Below are 18,456 nucleotides of genomic sequence, written 5' to 3' on the forward strand. Positions count from 1 at the left end.
TGGGAAAACATGCTGAAGCAGATCCTTATTCCAGCGATTTTCGGACTGGTTGGCACGGCCATTCTGGTGAATCTTGGAGTGTGGCAGCTTTCCCGCGCCGAGGAAAAGGCCGCCCTGATCGCGGAAATGGAGGCGCGCATTTTCCAGCCGCCTGTATCCTTGCCGGATACGCCGGACCCTGACCACGACCGCTACCTGCCTGTGGAAGTGACGGGCAGTTTCGTCGCGGATCATAGTTTTGCAATGGCAGCGCAGCGCGCGCAGGGGCCGGGGTTTCACCTGATATCGGTTCTGGAAACGGATCAGGGGCGCCGCATCATGGTGGATCGCGGGTTTCTGCCGGAAGCGGCGCGAACGGGGCTGGCTGTCGAATCAGGTCCGGTCACGCTGGCGGGAAACCTGCACTGGCCGCGCGATGCAAATGACTATACCCCGGAATTCGACGCGGGCCGCAATTTGTTCTTCGCGCGCGATGTGGGCCAGATGGCCGCGTTGCTGAATGCCGAGGAAATGCTGGTTGTGCTGCGCCGCACGTCCGAACCCATGCCCCCCGCAACCCCCGTCCCTGTGTATGAGGTGCGCCTGCCCGACAACCACCTGGGCTATGCCGTGCAATGGTTTTTGATGGCGATTGCATGGCTGGGGATGACAGTTTTCTTTCTGTGGCGTATCACGCGCCAACGCGATCAAGGATCAGACCGGAAATGAAGTATATTTCAACCCGTGGCGCAGCACCTGCGCTGACTTTCGAAGCCACCATGCTGACGGGGCTGGCGCGCGATGGCGGCTTGTACCTGCCCGACCATGTGCCGCCCATGACGCAGGCTGAAATCGCATCGCTTGCGGGGCTGAGTTACGAGGAGCAGGCCTATGTCATCATGCGCCCGTTCATTGGCGATACATTTCGCGACGACGAATTCCGCAGCCTGATTGCGCAGGCGTATCAGGGGTTCGGGCACCCCGCCCGCGCGCCGCTGAAACAACTGGCGTCGAATCATTTCCTGCTGGAACTGTTCCACGGCCCCACACTGGCCTTCAAGGATTTCGCCATGCAGCTGATTGGCCAGCTGTTTCAGGCAGCGCTTGCGCGCTCGCGGGATCGGGTGACGATTGTGGGCGCGACATCGGGCGACACCGGATCGGCCGCGATCGAGGCGTTCAAGGGGCTGGACAACGTGGATGTGTTCATCCTGTTCCCGCATGGCCGCGTGTCCGAGGTGCAGCGCCGTCAGATGACCACACCCACAGACGCCAATGTCCACGCGCTGGCTGTTGATGGGGATTTTGACACCTGTCAGGCGCTGGTCAAGGATATGTTCAATGATTTCGCGTTCCGCGACAGTGTCAAGCTGGCGGGCGTAAACAGCATCAACTGGGCGCGTGTTCTGGCGCAGGTTGTCTATTACTTCTCTGCAGGGGTCAGCGTTGGCGCGCCCTATCGTCCTGTCAGCTTCACGGTGCCCACGGGAAACTTTGGCGATGTGTTCGCAGGCTATATCGCGCGCCAGATGGGCCTGCCGATTGAAAAGTTGGTTGTCGCAACCAATCACAACGACATTCTGCACCGCGCCATCACGTCAGGGGGCTATGTCACCGATGGGGTCAAGCCCTCGATCAGCCCGTCGATGGATATTCAGGTCAGCTCCAACTTTGAACGCGCGTTGTTTGACGCATACGGGCGTGACGGCGCGGCTGTCGCGCAGTTGATGGATGAACTGAAGGCCAGCGGCGGATTCCATATCTCGCAAGGTGCGCTGGAATTCCTGCGCGAAGTCTTCGCCTCTGGTCGCGCGTCCGAGCAGGAGACATCGCAAACGATAACCCGCATCCATGCACAGACGGGTGAAATCCTGTGCCCGCATAGTGCCGTGGGCGTTCATGTCGCAGAACAGCATCTGTCCGCAACGCCCATGGTGACACTGGCAACCGCGCATCCGGCAAAATTCCCTGATGCGGTGGAAGCGGCCATGGGCACGCGTCCGGCGCTGCCCGAACGCATGGCCGACCTGTTTGAACGCCCCGAACGTGTGACGCGCCTGAGCGGTGATCTGGCGGAATTACAGGCCCATATTCGCGGGAATATTCGTAAATGAGTGTGCAGATAACGACATTGCCCAACGGGTTCCGTATTGTGACAGAACCCATGGCAGGCTTGGAATCCGCCGCGATTGGCCTGTGGATAGAGGCGGGCGCCCGCCATGAAGGGGCGCATCAAAACGGGGTTGCGCATTTTCTGGAACACATGGCCTTCAAGGGCACTGCGCGGCGCAGTGCCTTGCAGATTGCCGAAGAAATCGAGGATGTGGGCGGGTATATCAACGCCTATACCTCGCGCGAGATGACGGCCTATTACGCGCGGGTGTTGCGGGCGGATGTGCCGCTTGCGCTGGATGTGCTGGCCGATATCGTGCTGAATCCCGCGTTCGAGCCGCGCGAAGTCGAAGTGGAACGCGGTGTCATCTTGCAGGAAATCGGGCAGGCGCTGGATACGCCCGATGATGTGATCTTTGACTGGCTGCAGGAAGCGGCCTATCCGTCGCAGGCGCTGGGTCGGTCTATTCTTGGTCCCAGCGCCGCTGTTTCGGGCTTTTCCACCGACGATCTGCGTGCCTTCGTGGGCACCCATTACGGGCCGGGCCAGATGATTCTGTCGGCAGCGGGTGCCGTGGACCATGACACGCTTGTGCGTCTGGCCGAGCCGTTGTTCGGGCATCTGGTGGCCAAGCCGTTCCAGAATGCGGAACCCGCGCGGTTCCACAATGGCGAACGGCGCGAAACCCGCCAGCTGGAACAGGCGCATTTTGCCTTCGCACTGGAAGCGCCCCATTACCGCGCAGAGGATTTCTATACATCGCAGGTGTTTTCGGGGGCATTGGGCGGTGGCATGTCGTCGCGTCTGTTCCAACGCCTGCGCGAGGAACGCGGGCTATGCTATACTGTCTTTGCGCAATCGGGGGCGTATTTCGATACTGGCATGATCACCATCTATGCCGGAACCGGCGCGGATGAGATTGCGGATCTGGCGTGGCTGACAATGGACGAATTGAAGCGCGCTGCCGACACCCTGTCCGAACCCGAGGTTGCCCGCGCCCGCGCGCAAATGAAAGCGGGTTTGTTAATGGGGCTGGAAAGTCCGTCCGCGCGCGCCGAACGGCTGGCAAAACTGCTGTCAATCTGGGGCCGTGTGCCCGATCTGGCCGAGGCCATTGCACGGATCGACGCGGTCACTGCGCAAGCGGCGCGCGATCATGCGCGGGCCTTGCTGCAAGGCAGCCGCACGGCGCTGGCACTCTATGGCCCGATCGAGCGCGCGCCGCGTCTGGCAGAACTTGGCGACAGGCTGGTTGCCTGATGCTGGGTTTGCGCGGCAAACTGCGGTTGGAAACTGACAGATTGTTTCTGCGTTTGCCGCAGCATGCCGATTTTCGTCAATGGGCGGAATTGCGCAGGCAGTCATCCGGCTTCCTGACCCCGTGGGAGCCGACATGGTCGGATGATCACCTGACGCGGCGGGCATTTACCAACCGCGTCAGTTGGGCCACGCGCTGCCACAAGCAGGATACGGCGCTGCCCTTGTTCATTTTCCGGCACGAGGATGCCTGCCTTGTTGGCGCGATCACGCTGGACAATATCCGGCGCGGTCCCGCGCAGGCAGGCACGCTGGGTTATTGGGTTGGTGCCCCTTTCGCCCGACAGGGCTATATGCGCGAAAGTATTGCCGCGCTTGTGTATCATGCCTTCAGCCTGATGGACCTGTCGCGGATAGAGGCCGCCTGCCTGCCCGAAAACGCCGCCTCTCGCGGGGTGCTGGAACGGTCGGGGTTCAAATATGAGGGCGTTGCCCAAAGTTATTTGCAGATCAACGGCAGGTGGCGCAATCATGTGCTGTATGCCAATTTACGAAATGACAGACGCGGGCGCACGGATGTGCGCTAGGCGCGATAGGGCCTGCGCGCGCAGCGCCCCACCCGCCCGCCCCCGGGCCTGCGCGGGTTCGCGCAGACCCTTGGCACTGCGCGCGCAGGCCCTATCTGGCAGCGTTATCATCGTGCATTGAAGGAAATACCGGATGAGCCTGAACCCTTGCGATGGAGATTTTCTGGACCGGCTTGCCGCTGATCTGCCGGAGGGCACCTTGCGCCCCGCCGAGCCGCGCTTTCTGGAAGAACCGCGCGGGCGTTGGCAGGGGCAGGCGGGGGCCGTGGCCTGCCCGCGCACCACCGCCGAGGTGTCCGCAATCCTGCGCGCGGCCCATGACGCACGGGTGGCGGTTGTCCCATACGGGGGCGGCACCGGTCTTGTGGGCGGGCAGGTGGCCACGGGGGGGCTGGTTCCGCTGGTCCTGTCGCTGGAACGGATGACCGCGATCCGGTCGGTGCATAGTGCCGAAAATGTCCTGATCGCAGAAGCGGGGGCCATTCTGGCCGATGTGCACAAGGCAGCCGGGGATGCGGAGCGCCTGTTTCCGTTGTCACTGGCCTCCGAGGGGTCGGCGCGAATTGGCGGGTTGCTGGCGACGAATGCGGGCGGTGTGAATGTGCTGCGCTATGGAAACGCGCGGGATCTGGTTCTGGGGCTGGAAGTGGTCATGCCTGACGGGCGTATCTGGAACGGGCTGAAACGCCTGCGCAAGGACAATACCGGATATGATTTGCGCAACCTGATGGTCGGATCAGAAGGGACGTTGGGCGTTATCACCGCCGCCAGCCTGCGCCTGTTTGCGCGTCCTGCGCGACAAGGCGCCGCGCTGATGGTCGTCAACAGCCCTTATGCAGCGCTGTCGCTGCTGGCATTGGCACAGGCGCGGTTGTCGGACGGGATATCTGCCTTCGAACTGATCGGGGGCATGGGGCTGGATTTTCTGGCCCGCACCATGCCGCAGGTGCGCCAGCCATTCGACAGCCCGCCCGACTGGATGGTGCTGATTGATCTGGGCCTGCCGCAAGGCCTTGACCCGTCCGAAGCGCTGGAGGGGGTGTTTGCGCAGGCCCTTGAGGCCGGTCTGGTCAGTGACGGCGTTATTGCGCAGAATATGGGCCAGCGCGCCGAATTCTGGACCTTGCGCGAATCCATACCGGAAGCGAACCGCCATATTGGCGCTGTGTCCAGCCATGACATATCGCTGCCGTTGTCGGCCGTGCCGGAATTCATTGACCGCGCGGGCCCTGCGCTGGCTGAAATTGACACATTTCGGGTGAATTGCTTTGGCCATCTGGGGGACGGGAACCTGCATTACAATGTCTTTCCCGTCGCGGGCCGCAGCCGCGCAGACCACGAACACCAGCGCGACAGTATCAAGGCCTGTGTGCATGATCTGGTGCATGCGATGGGCGGGTCCGTCAGTGCCGAACACGGAATCGGGCGGCTGAAAACGGCTGATCTGGAAAAATACGGCGATCCGGTCAAACTGGCCGCCATGCGCGCCATCAAACGGGCCCTTGACCCCCACGGCATTATGAACCCCGGCGCGGTGCTAGCCGATACCGAAATGCAGCCCGAATAGGGCTGCCGCGCCCCCGAAAATCGTCAGAACCGCGCTTTTCGTCAAAAAACTGATGGCAATCGTGGCAATGGCGGCGCTGATGCGCACCGGATCCAGCGCGCCACCCGCCGCCTGCGGGAACAGGATCAGCGGTGTAATCATACCGGGCATGATGGCGACAGCCGTATAGCGCAAATGCCGCAGCACCCATTCGGGCAATTCGCGATTGCCGATAATGCCCAGAAACGACAGGCGCAGCAGGAATGACCCCAGCCCAAGCCCGATGATAACGGTCCATATCTGCGCTGTGCCGAAGGTCATGCCTGCCCCTGTCTGGCGCGCGTCATGCGCCGTTCTGTTTCCGCACCGGCCATCATGGCCAGAACCGCCGCAACCAGAAGCCCAAGGTTGAATGGCATGAAGCTGAAAACCAGCACGCCGATGATCGACACCAGTGCAGCGACGACATGCGCCAGCGTGCGCAACATTGGCACGATCAGCGCCAGAAAGGTAATCGGCACGACAAAGTCGATGGGCAAGCCGGACGGCACCGCAGTGCCCAACGCCGCCCCCGCCCATGTCGCCATATACCACACCGGACAAATGGGCGTGACGACCCCCATATAATAGGCAAATTTCTGGCCATGGGACATATGGGGCTGTTGTTCGTATTTCAGCACGGACGCTGCATAGGATTGGTCGACCATGAAATAGGCAACGATACCGCGCCGCCACCAACTCATGGCGCCCAGATGCGGTGCAAGCGATGCCGAATACATCGCCATGCGCAAATTCACCGCCAGCGAGGCCGCCAGAACAATCAGCACGGGCGCGTTGTCCAGCATCATTTGAAGGGCAACGAATTGCGCGGCACCTGCAATAACCAGAACCGAGAAGCCCATGGTTTCCAGAATATTCAGGCCGGATTCTGTGGCAACAATCCCGAAGACTGCGCCGAAGGGCAGTATAAGCAGGATGAAGGGCGTTCCGTCCCTGAACCCCTGCCAGTAGTCACGAGAATTGGTCATGGCGGCGCTGGTATCCTGTCAGGTGCTGACATTCCTCTGGCAAAGAGGACTGCCCGAAAGTTGAGTATTTGGGGCAAGATGATGCTTGAATTTAGTTCATGTGTTCAAGATTGTTATCTGCCGGAGGGAGGGGTTTCAAGCCATTGTCGCGCGGGTTGCGCGTGTTTGCGTTCACGCGCCCTGCCTTGATAATTTATGATTGCGTGTTTCTTATGCGCAAGCCTGTCAGGTGTTTTGCACAAAATACCCTAGCGCGAAAATACACCGCTGACCCGCCCCAACAGCATGAACGCCCGCGCCGAACGGGTGTCTGCCATTGCGGCGATTTGCGCGTCATCGGCCTGTTTTTCAAAATCCGCAAAAACCTTGTCAAATTCGCGCAGGAACAAATGCGCGGCTTGTCTGAAATCGGCGTCGTTGCGCATGCGCCCTGATGTCAGCGCGAGGCAGGACCGGTCCCGTATGCCGCCAAGTGGCGCAATCAGTGCGCCGCGTGCCCCATTGGCAAAGGCACGCCAGAATTCCGGTCGCGCGCGATCGGGGCGCAAATCATCCATGTAGATACCGTCCTGTGCCAGACGCGTCAGGACATCTTGCGCGCAGCGGATCAGGGGCGCGCAGCGCGTGTCGTTCAATGCCCTGCGCAATGCGTCAAAGCCTTCGGTGTCATTTTCGTCTTCGGGAAAGTGCAGGGCGCGGATCAGCTCGGCCGGTGTCGGCCCTGCGGGCGCGGACTGGCCGATATCGCCAAGGGCAAGGGCTGGTTGTGCGTCATCCGCAACGGCGGCGCCCTGCGGGGTGGACTGGTCGCGCGCGCGGTGTGAAAAGAACAATGTCAGGCGGGTATCGGTCTGTTCCTGCGCATTGCTTAGCGCGTCGATGCGGCTTTGGGCCACGGGGGACAGGGGCGCGGCTTCGTGCTTGCGTTCGGACAGGACGCGGCGCAAATCATCGCTGCTGCGTTGCAGGTGCAATGCCTCTCGCCGCAAGTCGCGCGCAATCGCAGCCAGATACAGGCAGGCCGACACCAGAAGGGCGGGCATGAACACCGCTGCCGCGATCAGGGTGACCGTCGTGCCATCCATGCTGTTGAAATCTGCAAGCAGCACGAAACCCGCAGCCGCCAGCACCCAGATCAGCCCCCCCGCAGCCAGCAATGCCCCCGACCTTTGCGGGCCATGCGCCTTGTCTGGTGCGGGGGGGCTGGTTATGGGGACAGGTGCGCGGGCCATTGGCCTAGCCGAACTTTATTTCCAGAATTTCATAGCTTTTCGTGCCGCCGGGGGTGCGCACATCAACGCTGTCGCCTTCGTCCTTGCCAATCAGGGCGCGGGCGAGGGGGGCTTTGATGTTCAAAAGCCCCTTTTCAAGATCGGCTTCCGCCTCTCCGACAATCTGGTAGCTGCGCTCTTCTTCCGTGTCCTCGTCCAGCAATTTGACATGAGCGCCGAATTTGATGGACCCCGACAGTTTGGACGTGTCGATTACATCGGCGCGCGACAGGATTCCTTCCAGTTCCTTGATGCGCCCTTCAATGAAGCTCTGTTTTTCGCGGGCGGCGTGGTATTCGGCGTTCTCCGACAGGTCGCCATGTTCACGGGCCTCTGCAATAGCCCGGATGATCGCGGGACGGTCCTGCGATTTCAATTGGCGCAATTCGGCGTCCAGCATCTTCTGGCCGGCGCGGGTGAGGGGCAGTTTTTCCATGTCACGTCACCATATAATGTAAAAGACCGCCCGCGGCGAAGGCCGGGGCCGTCCAGATAAGTCAAGCCATCAGAACGCAGGCTTGCACGGATTGCAAGCACAATGACAGCGACCGGCAGCTTCGGTTGCGCGAACACGCCGTTTGCCGCAATTTGGACGCTGCGTTTGCATTGACCCCATGGGCGCACCTGCGCTAGGTCAACTGCGACAGATTATGTCCCACATGCCAAGCCATGCGCAATAACAGGAGCCACCATGACCGGGATGACACGCGAAACCATGGAATATGATGTCGTGATCGTGGGGGCGGGGCCTGCGGGCTTGTCTGCCGCGATCCGTCTGAAACAGCTTGATGCGGATTTGAATGTCGTGGTTCTGGAAAAAGGGTCCGAAGTCGGCGCGCATATCCTGTCGGGTGCGGTGCTGGACCCCTGCGGTCTTGATGCGCTGATCCCCGACTGGAAGGACCGCGGCGCCCCTGTCACGGTGCCGGTGCGGCGTGACAATTTCTATATGCTGGGCGAGGCGGGGCAAATTCGTGTGCCCAACTGGCCCATGCCGCCCTTGATGAACAACCATGGCAATTACATCGTGTCCATGGCCAATGTCTGCCGCTGGATGGCCGAACAGGCCGAGGGGTTGGGCGTCGAGATATTCCCCGGCATGGCCTGTTCGGAACTGGTTTATGACGGCGCGCGCGTCAAGGGCGTGGTCGCGGGCGAGTTTGGCAAGAACCCGGACGGCACGCCCGGTGACGGCTATGAACCGGGCATGGAGCTGCACGGCAAATATGTGTTCCTGTCCGAAGGGGTGCGCGGGTCACTGTCCAAGGAAGTGATGGCGAAATACGACCTGTCCAAGGGGCACGAGCCGCAGAAATTCGGCCTTGGCATGAAGGAAATCTGGGAAATCGACCCCGAAAAGCACCGCGAAGGCACAGTGACCCACACAATGGGCTGGCCGCTGGGCGGAAATGCGGGCGGTGGCAGCTTCATTTACCATCTGGACAACAATCAGGTTTACGTGGGCTTTGTGGTTCATCTGAACTACGCCAACCCCTATTTGTCGCCCTATCAGGAATTCCAGCGCTTCAAACATCACCCTATGGTGGCCGAGTTGTTGAAGGGCGGTAAACGTGTGGCGTATGGCGCGCGTGCCATTTCGGAAGGGGGCTATCAGTCCATTCCCAAAGTCGTGTTTCCGGGGGGCGCGTTGCTGGGCTGTTCGGCGGGCCTGGTCAATGTGCCGCGCATCAAGGGCAACCACAATGCCATGCTGTCGGGCAAGGCCGCAGCAGAAGCCGCGTTTGATGCCATCACGGCGGGCCGCGAAGGCGATGAACTGACGGCCTATGAAACCGACCTGCGCGAAGGGCCTGTGGGCCGTGACCTGTGGAAAGTGCGCAATGTCAAACCCATGTGGTCGCGCTGGGGCTTGTTGCCATCGTTGAAACTGGGTGGTCTGGACATGTGGACCAATACGCTGGGCTTTTCGCTGTTTGGCACCATGGGCCATGGCAAGACCGATGCCGCCGCCACCGGCGAGGCCAAGGACCACAGCCCCATTGATTACCCCAAACCCGATGGCAAGATCAGTTTTGACCGGCTGACCAATGTGGCCTTCAGCTTCACCAACCACGAAGAAAGCCAGCCTGCGCACCTGACACTGAAGGATGCGTCCGTTCCCATTGGTGTCAACCTGCCCAAATATGCCGAACCCGCGCAGCGCTATTGCCCCGCCGGTGTTTATGAGGTGGTCGAGGAAGAGGGCAAGGACCCGCGTTTTGTCATCAACTTCCAGAACTGTGTGCATTGCAAGACATGTGACATCAAGGACCCCAGCCAGAATATCCACTGGGTGACACCACAGGGCGGGGACGGGCCGAATTACCCGAATATGTGATCGCTGGCCGATCTGACGATTCTGTGCGCGGTGGCTTTTTCCCGTATGGGCGATTGCCACCGGCAGGGTGGAACACTAGTCTTGTCAAAGTCATCCATCAGACGGAGTGCGCGCCTAGTGTCAAGTTTCCGCCATCTGGCTTCGGCCATCAGCTTTATCGCGCTGTGCGCTGCCGCGCCGGTAATGGCACAGACCAGCCCTGCGGATGCCGCGGTTGATCTGCCATCCGGAATGGCAGGGGCGTTTCTGGCTGGCCGTGTCGCAGTTTCATCAGATAATTTCACCCAGATGGCGCAGAATTACGACCGCGCCGCCGAACTGGACCCCGACAATGCGCTGTTTCGCGAACTGGCCATGCAGGGCCATTTGCTAAGCGGTGATTTCGCGCGTGCCGCAACACTTGCCGCGCAGGCCGACGCCCGCGATGTCGGCAGTCAGGTTGCGCAGGTTATTTTGCAGGCAGATGAATTCGCGCGCGAAGCGTATGACGCGGCGCTTGCGGCTGCGCAGGATGGCCGCCAGACTGGCCCGCTGACAGATGCGCTGGGTCTGGCATGGGCCAAACTTGGTGTGGGCAGCATGTCCGAGGCCCGCGCGGCGTTCGACGCCATCATTTCCGAAACACCCGATCTGGCCCCGTTTGCGGTATATCACAAGGCGCTTGCGCTGGCGCATGTCGGCGACATGGAAGGCGCAAGCGAATTGTTGACAGGCGAAGTGGACGGCCCTGTCAGCCTGACGCGGCGCGGGATCGTGGCCCATATCACCATTCTGTCGCAGCTTGGTATGTTTGACGAAGCGCTGGCGCTGGCCGAAAGCATGTTCGGCGCGACACCGGAAGGGGATGTGGCGCGCGTGGTTGCCGAATTGTCGGAAGGGCGGGCTGTGCCGTTTACCACGGTCCAGTCCGCGCGCGATGGCATGGCCGAGACATATTTGCTGCTTGCCTCGGCCTTGCTGGGGGAACAGGGCGACTGGCTGCCGCTGGTTTACACCCGCCTTGCACTGGCCTTGCGCCCGGATCACCCTGACGCCATTTTGCTGGCAGGCGAGTTGCTGGAGCAGGCGGGACAGTATGATCTGGCGCAGCAGGTCTATGACAAGATGCCCGCCGATGATGCGCAATTCCTGAATGCGCAGCTTGGCAAGACCAATGCGCTGTACCGCGCGGGGGAAACCGATGCGGCGATCGAATGGTTGCAGGGCTTCGTTGCAGACACGCCTGATTCCGTCATGGCATTCAGCACCCTTGGTGACATGCTGCGCCGCGAAGAACGGTTTGAAGAAGCTGCCGATGCCTATAGCCGCGCCATTGACCTGATTGACGAGTTGGAGGAACGCCATTGGGTCTTGCTCTATACACGTGCAATCGCGTTGGAACGCATGGGAGATTGGGATCGTGCGGAACCGGAGTTCCGCCGCGTGCTGGAATTTGTGCCTGATGAACCGCAGGTTCTGAACTATCTTGGCTACTCGCTGGTGGAACAGCAGCGCAACCTTGATGAAGCGTTGGAGATGATCGAGCGCGCGGTCGAGGGGGAACCTGACAGCGGATATATCGTTGACAGTCTGGGCTGGGCGCTGTTCCGCATGGGCAAATATGATGATGCTGTCCCCGTCATGGAACGCGCGGTTGAGCTTATGCCGAATGATGCCATCCTGAATGATCACCTTGGGGATGTGTATTGGGCCGTGGGCCGCCACCGCGAAGCACGCTTCCAATGGAGTCGCGCCATATCATTCGCGCCCCATCCTGACCTTGACCTTGATCGTGTGCGCCGCAAACTGGATGTCGGGCTGGATGTCGTGTTGGAGGAGGAGGGCGCGCCCCCGCTGGGCGCATCCACCGAATGACCGCGCATGAATTGGCACCGGCCAAGGTGAACCTGTCGCTGCATGTGACCGGCCAACGTGAAGACGGCTATCATCTGCTGGATTCGATGGTTGTATTCACCGATGCAGGCGACCAGCTGGAAACAACCCCCGACAACGGCCTGCATGTTACCGGACCAGAAGCGTCTGCACTAAGTGCGGGGCCGGACAATCTGGTCCTGCGTGCCGCGCACCTGATGGGCACGCCACAGATCAGCTTGCGGTTGATCAAGGCCCTGCCGGTTGCTGCGGGCATTGGTGGCGGGTCGGCCGATGCGGCCGCTACCCTGCGCTTGTTGGCGCGCATCACGGGCAAGCCGTTGCCACCAATGCCGGAAATTCTTGCGTTGGGGGCTGATGTGCCCGCCTGTCTGGCAGGTGCGCCCTGCCGCATGCAAGGCATTGGCGAAGTGTTGACCCTGCTGCCGCCCTTGCCGCCCTTCTGGCTGGTGCTGGTCAATCCGCGGGTTGCCGTGTCCACGCCACAGGTGTTTCGCAGTCTGAACAACCGCAACAACGCACCCATGCCCGCCGATTTGCCCCACTGGCCGGATGTCTATGCGCTGGCAGATTGGCTGCGCGGGCAACGCAACGATCTTGAAGCGCCCGCCCGTGCCCTAGCGCCGGTGATATCACAAGTCTTGCGGGCATTGACTGAAAACCCCGATTGCGCGCTGGCGCGCATGTCGGGGTCGGGGGCAACCTGCTTTGGAATTTTCCCCACGGAACAGGCCGCCAGCGCCGCAGCGCAGATAGTTCAGGAACGCCACCCAGACTGGTGGGTTGTCGCAACAGGCATTCGCGCGCCCCGCGCCCTGATCAGTTGACGCGCGCCACAACGTAATCGGCCAGATCGGCCAGCATCTGGCGTAACGGATGGTCGGGCAAGGGGGCAAGGGCATCCTTGGCGCGTTGGGACCATGCCAGCGCCTGTGCGCGCGTGGCGGTCATCGCGTCATGCCTCGCCAGTAGTTCAAGCGCGTGTTCCAGATCGCCATTGCGCTGGTCACGTTTGCCAATCGTGCGCGCCCAGAAGCCGCGTTCATCCGCATCCGCCGCCGCAATCGCGCGAATGACCGGCAGCGTCACCTTGCCTTCGCGGAAATCATCCCCGATATTCTTGCCAATACCGGCACCTGCGCCGCCATAATCCAGATAATCATCCACAATCTGGAAGCTGATGCCCAATGCATCACCATAGGTGACCAGCGCCTGAACCTGTGCATCAGGGGCCGCAGCGATAACCGCGCCGGCTTCGGTCGCGGCAGAAAACAGCGCCGCCGTCTTGCCACGGATCACGCGCAGGTATTGTTCTTCGGTTGTGTCGATATTCTGCGCGGTGGTCAGTTGCAGCACCTCGCCTTCGGCAATCGTGGCGGATGCATTTGCCAGAATATCCAGCACCCGCAGCGACCCGCATTCAACCATCAGCTGGAAGGCGCGCGCAAACAGGTAATCCCCCACCAGCACCGATGACTTGTTGTCCCATAGCAGGTTTGCCGTGGCCCGCCCGCGCCGTTGCGCGCTTTCATCCACAACATCATCATGCAGCAGGGTTGCGGTATGGATGAATTCGACCGTGGCGGCCAGATGGTGGTGATATGGCCCTTGATACCCGCACAGATGACTTGCCGCCAGAACCAGCATGGGCCGAATGCGCTTGCCGCCTGCCTCAATCAGATGGGCGGTAACTTCGGGAATGCGGGGGGCATGTTCCGACGCCATGCGCGCACGGATAAGCTGGTTCACTTCCTGCAGGTCATCGCGTAGATACTCTGCCAGAAGGTCATGCGGTGCCCGGCTGAAATGCTGCGTATCCATTGATATTACCGTGTCCCATCTCGACAAGTTTGCCCTATGGCAAATAGAGTGATTTCATGAAAGAGCTATTGCGCACGACCGACCCGACGATCATCCCCTTTGCGACTGCCCTGCTTCAGGGCGAAGGTATAGAGGTGTTCGATATAGACGTCCATATGCACACCATCGAATCAACGCTTGGCATGATGCCACGGCGCTTGATGGTGCGGCGTGAAGATCACTTCATGGCCGTATCTGTGTTGCGCGAAAATGGCATTCCCCTGCATGACTGACCATTTCCCCGATGATGCCCTGACGCAGGATGCGTTTCTGAACGGGCGCGTCATGGCATTGCAGCCGCGCGATGGCTACCGCGCGGCCACAGATCCGGTATTTCTGGCCGCCAGTGTGCCCGCGCGCACGGGGCAAAACGTGCTGGAACTGGGGTGCGGGGCGGGGGTGGCGTCCCTTTGTCTGGGGGCGCGCATTGGCGGGCTGACGGTCGCGGGCGTAGAAGTGCAACCCGCATATGCGGATCTTGCGCGGCGCAATGCGGCGGCAAATTCCGTGGATATGACCGTGTTTGACGCCGATCTGACGGCGTTGCCCGCGCCATTGCGTGACCAGCGGTTTGACCATGTTATCGCCAACCCGCCCTATTACGCAGCGCATGGCCCATCGTCCCTTGATGCAGGCCGCGACCGCGCCCTGCGCGAGGAAACGCCGCTGGGTGCGTGGGTCGATGTGGCGCTGCGCCGTGCGCGCGATGGGGGGTATGTCACATTCATTCACCTGAGCGAACGCCTGCCCGACCTGTTGGCGGGGTTTGTGTCGCGCGCATCGCTCACAGTGTTGCCATTGGCCGCGCGTGCCGCGCGTCCGGCGCGGCGCGTGATTGTGCAGGCCCGTAAGGGGGGGCGCGCGCCATTTGTGTTGTTGCCGCCGCTGGTCATTCATCAAGGGGACACCCATCCCGGTGATTGCGACCATTTTTCAGGGCACGCGCGCGCCATTCTGCGCGATGCCGCCGCGCTGGACATGGCGGCGGTCATGCGGGCGTAACTGCTTGCCCCCGGCGCATGGCGCTGCATATAAGGGCGCATGGCAGCGCAGCTAGATTACACCACGATCAACGAGATTTTCCGCCGGTTCCACGCGGCCGACCCCGAACCGAAGGGGGAGTTGGATCACGTCAATGTCTATACCCTTGTGGTGGCGGTGGCATTGTCGGCGCAAGCCACGGATGTGGGTGTGAACAAGGCCACGCGCGCGCTGTTCCAGATTGCCGACACCCCCGAAAAGATGCTGGCCCTTGGCGAGGAGGGGCTGATCGAGCATATCAAAACTATCGGCCTGTTCCGCAACAAGGCCAGGAATGTCATCAAACTTAGCCGCATTCTGGTTGATGACTATGGTGGCGAAGTACCCTCCAGCCGTGCGGCGCTGCAATCGCTGCCCGGTGTGGGGCGCAAGACCGCGAATGTTGTGCTGAACATGTGGTGGCGCATGCCCGCGCAGGCCGTGGACACGCATATCTTTCGTGTGGGCAACCGCACCGGCATTTGTCCGGGCCGCGATGTCACGGCGGTGGAACGCGCGATCGAAGATCACATTCCCGCCCCCTACCAGCTTCATGCCCATCACTGGCTAATTCTGCACGGCCGCTATACCTGCAAGGCCCGCAAGCCCGCTTGTGGTGCCTGCCTGATCCGCGACCTGTGCCAATTTGAGGAAAAGACCCTATGAAAACCTACCAGATTGCCGGTATCGGCAATGCGATTGTCGATGTGATTTCCAAAGTTGATGACCGGTATCTGGACCGGATGGATATTCACAAGGGCATCATGCAGCTTGTGGACCGCGACCGCGCAGAGGCACTTTTTGCCACCATGGACGACCGCGCGCAGGCGTCAGGCGGGTCTGTTGCCAACACCTTGGCGGGTGCGGGCAAGCTGGGGCTGAAATCCGCGTTTCTGGGCCGCGTCAATGATGATGAACTGGGCCATTTCTATGCCCGCGACACCGATGAAATGGGCGCGGTTTTTGTGAACACGCCTGTTGCGGGCGGTGAATTGCCGACATCACGCTGCATGATCTTTGTGACGCCGGATGGTGAACGCTCCATGAATACCTATCTGGGTATTTCGTCCGAATTCGGCCCCGAAGATGTGGATGAAGCGGTCATTGCAGACAGTGATATCGTCTTTCTGGAAGGGTATCTGTTTGACAAGGACAAGGGCAAGGATGCCTTCCTGAAAGCAGCGCGCGCCTGTCGTGCGGCAGGTGGCAAGGCGGGGATCGCGCTGTCGGACCCGTTTTGCGTGGACCGCCACCGCGATGATTTCCGCACCCTTGTCGCGGGCGAGATGGATTTTGTTCTGGGCAATGAACAGGAATGGGTGTCGCTGTATCAGGCCAATGATCTTGATGATGCGCTGGCACAGGCGGCGCGCGACTGCCCGATGCTGGTCTGCACGCGGTCCGGTGATCCGGTGGTGATTATCCATAACGGCACGCGGGTGGAAATTCCCGTAAATATGGTGACGCCCGTTGATGCAACCGGCGCGGGCGACCAGTTTGCGGCGGGGTTCCTGTATGGACTGGCCACGGGCCGCGATATGGAAACTGCAGGGCGTATGGGGTGCATCGCCGCTGCCGAAGTCATTGGCCATATCGGCGCGCGTCCGAAAACCGACCTGCACGGCGCGTTCAAACGCGCAGGGCTTGTGGGGTGATCATGGGCCGCGCCGGTGTCAAGGCTGGCGCGGCATGGTCAAGGCCGGATCAGCGCGCAAGCGTTTCAGCAACCTTGCGAAGGTAGCGCGTGACAAGGTCTTGCGCGCTGGACGGGGTTGCAGCTTCGGCATAGCACCGGCATTCGGGGGCATTGCCCGAGGGGCGCAGATGAACAATGTCCCCGTTGCAAAATGTCACGCGCAGCCCGTCTGTCATGTCGACTGATTTTTCCGCAGGACAATCTGCAAAAAACGCCGCACGCGCCTGCGCATCATCGCGCAGGGTGGCAATCAGCGCGATGGATGCGTCGGTGGGAATGTCTTGCAGCCGGTCTGCCGCGGTAAAACGGGGGGGCAAGCCCGCAACCATGTGATCAATGCCTGCCCCCGCCGACTGCGCAAGCGCCAGCGGCGCGATAACAGGCAGCAGGCAGTCGCGTGTCATAAGCGGGGCCAGACGGCCCGCCGGACCACGGGCGGCAAACCCCAGAAGAAAGCCGCCATTGGCTTCATAGCCCACCACACGGGCGGCAGGATTTGTGGCCAGCACGTCCTGCATTGCGGCAATCACATGGGGTGATCCGATTCGCGTGCGCCGCACGTTGTGAAATTCCGCCATAGTGTCGATCATGGAATTTGACGACACAGGCGTGCAGATCACATCTGCCCGCAGGGCGCGGGCGGTCAGAACGCCCAAGACATCGCCCGCAACGACCTGACCCCGCGCATCGCACAGCAGCGGGCGGTCTGCATCCCCATCGGTGGACACCAGCGCGTCAAGCCGGTGGTCCCTGCACCATTGCGCCAGTTGCGCGCGCGTTTCGGGCGCGACCGCTTCGGTATCGACGGCAACGAAATTATCGGCGCGCGCCAATGCGACAGGCACAGCCCCCAGCCCTGCAAACACATCCATCATCAGGTCACGCGCAACCGAACTGTGCTGATAGACCCCGACACGCAGCCCGCGCAGGGCACGCGGGCCAAAGGCATCCAGATAGCGCGCGACATAGGCGCTGGCGGTTTCGGGCGCGTCAAATGTGTCGGGCTGGCGTCGGGCGACCGGCCAGCGCCGACCCCGTGCTGCAAGGATCGCGCCTTCATCCTCTTTGGAGATTTCGCCGGAAAGGGTATAGAATTTCAGGCCGTTCCGGTCGGCAGGAATATGACTGCCAGTGACCATGATTGCACCGCATCCGCGTGTTCCCGCCGCCAGCGCCAGCGCGGGTGTCGGCACCGCGCCCGCGTCAATCGCGTCCAGCCCTGCGGCGCGTATTGCCGCAAGGGTAATCGCTGCAATCTCCGGTGATGACGCCCGCAAGTCCCGCCCCACCATGACGGCCCCGCCATGTTCGCAACATGCCAGATAAGCGCGCACGACATCGGTTATCAGGTCCGGTGTCAGTTGGCTCACTAGGCCGCGCAGGCCGCTGGTTCCGAATTTAGGGGCCATGGGCTAATCCATCCAGTCAGATACTTAGAGCATGTCGCGTTCATTCGCATTCGCTTTACATACTCTAACTTATTGGTTTTGCATGTTCGAGAAGCCCAAAACCGGTTCCCACTTTTGAGCAACATGCTCTAGATAATATGTCAGGATTCGGGCTGACACGCAGGCAATGGGAATGACCACCTTCGTACGCGGCCCCGTCAGTGGCCAGACGACAGGAAACGCGATTTCAGGTATTGGCCATATCCGCTTTTGCCCAGCTTGTTCGCCTGTGCATCCAGTTGTGCGCGTGAAATCCAGCCTTGCTGAAAGCTGATTTCTTCGGGGCAGCCGATTTGCAGACCCTGACGCAGTTGCAGTGTGCGCACAAAATTCGCGGCATCCAGCAGGCTGTCATGGGTGCCTGTGTCCAGCCATGCATAGCCGCGCCCCATGGTTTCAACCGATAGCGTGCCTTCCGCCAGATAGAGTTCCAGCAGGCTT

Annotated in this window: 19 protein-coding genes; 12 read left to right on the forward strand and 7 right to left on the reverse strand. The window is 61.1% G+C overall.

Going from position 1 to position 18,456, the window contains the following annotated elements; genetic code table 11:
• Positions 1–9 precede the first annotated feature (9 nt).
• The 5 genes from ACTIE1_RS08435 to ACTIE1_RS08455 all read left to right on the forward strand — a co-directional run bounded on the left by ACTIE1_RS08435 (position 10) and on the right by ACTIE1_RS08455 (position 5,503).
• A complete protein-coding gene (locus tag ACTIE1_RS08435; protein WP_439562073.1) occupies positions 10–708 on the forward strand; it encodes an SURF1 family protein in 699 nt (232 codons plus the stop codon).
• Complete coding sequence (gene thrC, locus ACTIE1_RS08440) at positions 705–2,093, forward strand: threonine synthase (RefSeq protein WP_439562074.1); 1,389 nt, start codon at positions 705–707, stop codon at positions 2,091–2,093. The genes ACTIE1_RS08435 and thrC overlap by 4 nt, the downstream gene beginning before the upstream one ends.
• Positions 2,090–3,352 (forward strand): M16 family metallopeptidase, encoded by a 1,263-nt coding sequence (locus ACTIE1_RS08445; RefSeq protein ID WP_439562075.1) that lies wholly within the window; start codon positions 2,090–2,092, stop codon positions 3,350–3,352. The genes thrC and ACTIE1_RS08445 overlap by 4 nt, the downstream gene beginning before the upstream one ends.
• Positions 3,352–3,936, forward strand: coding sequence for a GNAT family N-acetyltransferase (locus ACTIE1_RS08450; protein ID WP_439562076.1), 585 nt, complete (start codon positions 3,352–3,354; stop codon positions 3,934–3,936). The genes ACTIE1_RS08445 and ACTIE1_RS08450 overlap by 1 nt, the downstream gene beginning before the upstream one ends.
• Before the next feature lie 133 nt (positions 3,937–4,069).
• Complete coding sequence (locus ACTIE1_RS08455) at positions 4,070–5,503, forward strand: FAD-binding oxidoreductase (RefSeq protein ID WP_439562077.1); 1,434 nt, start codon at positions 4,070–4,072, stop codon at positions 5,501–5,503.
• Here ACTIE1_RS08455 and ACTIE1_RS08460 read toward each other — a convergent pair.
• The 4 genes from ACTIE1_RS08460 to greA form a co-directional block, all read right to left on the reverse strand.
• Positions 5,474–5,803: an AzlD domain-containing protein gene (locus ACTIE1_RS08460; RefSeq protein ID WP_439562078.1), complete on the reverse strand. Its 330-nt coding sequence runs from the start codon at positions 5,801–5,803 to the stop codon at positions 5,474–5,476. The genes ACTIE1_RS08455 and ACTIE1_RS08460 overlap by 30 nt on opposite strands.
• Positions 5,800–6,510: an AzlC family ABC transporter permease gene (locus ACTIE1_RS08465; RefSeq protein WP_439562079.1), complete on the reverse strand. Its 711-nt coding sequence runs from the start codon at positions 6,508–6,510 to the stop codon at positions 5,800–5,802. Before ACTIE1_RS08465 ends, ACTIE1_RS08460 begins: the two co-directional genes overlap by 4 nt.
• A 248-nt stretch (positions 6,511–6,758) precedes the next feature.
• Positions 6,759–7,742 carry a hypothetical protein gene (locus ACTIE1_RS08470; RefSeq protein WP_439562080.1) on the reverse strand — a complete coding sequence of 328 codons (984 nt, stop codon included), beginning with the start codon at positions 7,740–7,742 and terminating at the stop codon, positions 6,759–6,761.
• 4 nt (positions 7,743–7,746) lie between these two features.
• Positions 7,747–8,217, reverse strand: coding sequence for a transcription elongation factor GreA (gene greA, locus ACTIE1_RS08475; RefSeq protein ID WP_439562081.1), 471 nt, complete (start codon positions 8,215–8,217; stop codon positions 7,747–7,749).
• Positions 8,218–8,472: 255 nt separating this feature from the next.
• Here greA and ACTIE1_RS08480 point away from each other — a divergent pair, with 255 nt between their 5' ends.
• From ACTIE1_RS08480 to ACTIE1_RS08490, 3 genes are all read left to right on the forward strand, one after another.
• Positions 8,473–10,119, forward strand: a complete 1,647-nt coding sequence (locus ACTIE1_RS08480; RefSeq protein ID WP_439562082.1) for an electron transfer flavoprotein-ubiquinone oxidoreductase — start codon at positions 8,473–8,475, stop codon at positions 10,117–10,119.
• 117 nt (positions 10,120–10,236) lie between these two features.
• Positions 10,237–11,973, forward strand: coding sequence for a tetratricopeptide repeat protein (locus tag ACTIE1_RS08485; RefSeq protein ID WP_439562083.1), 1,737 nt, complete (start codon positions 10,237–10,239; stop codon positions 11,971–11,973).
• Positions 11,970–12,818 carry a 4-(cytidine 5'-diphospho)-2-C-methyl-D-erythritol kinase gene (locus tag ACTIE1_RS08490; protein ID WP_439562084.1) on the forward strand — a complete coding sequence of 283 codons (849 nt, stop codon included), beginning with the start codon at positions 11,970–11,972 and terminating at the stop codon, positions 12,816–12,818. The genes ACTIE1_RS08485 and ACTIE1_RS08490 overlap by 4 nt, the downstream gene beginning before the upstream one ends.
• Here ACTIE1_RS08490 and ACTIE1_RS08495 read toward each other — a convergent pair.
• The gene (locus ACTIE1_RS08495) at positions 12,811–13,812 is read right to left on the reverse strand and encodes a polyprenyl synthetase family protein (protein ID WP_439562085.1); all 1,002 of its coding nucleotides are present in this window, start codon (positions 13,810–13,812) and stop codon (positions 12,811–12,813) included. The genes ACTIE1_RS08490 and ACTIE1_RS08495 overlap by 8 nt on opposite strands.
• 56 nt (positions 13,813–13,868) lie before the next feature.
• On the opposite strand from ACTIE1_RS08495, the gene ACTIE1_RS08500 reads away from it, so the two are divergent.
• From ACTIE1_RS08500 to ACTIE1_RS08515, 4 genes are read left to right on the forward strand one after another with little or no spacing between them, the layout of a single operon-like run.
• Positions 13,869–14,084, forward strand: a complete 216-nt coding sequence (locus ACTIE1_RS08500; RefSeq protein WP_439562086.1) for a putative signal transducing protein — start codon at positions 13,869–13,871, stop codon at positions 14,082–14,084.
• A complete protein-coding gene (locus ACTIE1_RS08505) occupies positions 14,077–14,853 on the forward strand; it encodes a tRNA1(Val) (adenine(37)-N6)-methyltransferase (RefSeq protein ID WP_439562087.1) in 777 nt (258 codons plus the stop codon). The genes ACTIE1_RS08500 and ACTIE1_RS08505 overlap by 8 nt, the downstream gene beginning before the upstream one ends.
• Positions 14,854–14,892: 39 nt before the next feature.
• Positions 14,893–15,537: an endonuclease III gene (gene nth, locus ACTIE1_RS08510; RefSeq protein WP_439562088.1), complete on the forward strand. Its 645-nt coding sequence runs from the start codon at positions 14,893–14,895 to the stop codon at positions 15,535–15,537.
• The gene (locus ACTIE1_RS08515; protein ID WP_439562089.1) at positions 15,534–16,526 is read left to right on the forward strand and encodes an adenosine kinase; all 993 of its coding nucleotides are present in this window, start codon (positions 15,534–15,536) and stop codon (positions 16,524–16,526) included. The genes nth and ACTIE1_RS08515 overlap by 4 nt, the downstream gene beginning before the upstream one ends.
• A 49-nt stretch (positions 16,527–16,575) precedes the next feature.
• Here the strand turns inward: ACTIE1_RS08515 and ACTIE1_RS08520 are convergent, their stop codons facing one another.
• Together ACTIE1_RS08520 and ACTIE1_RS08525 are read right to left on the reverse strand one after the other, a co-directional pair.
• On the reverse strand, positions 16,576–17,976 hold the full coding sequence (locus ACTIE1_RS08520) for a phosphomannomutase (RefSeq protein ID WP_439562090.1): 1,401 nt from the start codon (positions 17,974–17,976) through the stop codon (positions 16,576–16,578).
• Positions 17,977–18,173: 197 nt separating this feature from the next.
• On the reverse strand, positions 18,174–18,456 hold a 283-nt coding region (locus ACTIE1_RS08525; RefSeq protein WP_439563334.1), incomplete at its 5' end, for a sugar phosphate nucleotidyltransferase.

This window comes from Roseinatronobacter sp., from assembly GCF_051859525.1.
Classification (GTDB): domain Bacteria; phylum Pseudomonadota; class Alphaproteobacteria; order Rhodobacterales; family Rhodobacteraceae; genus Roseinatronobacter.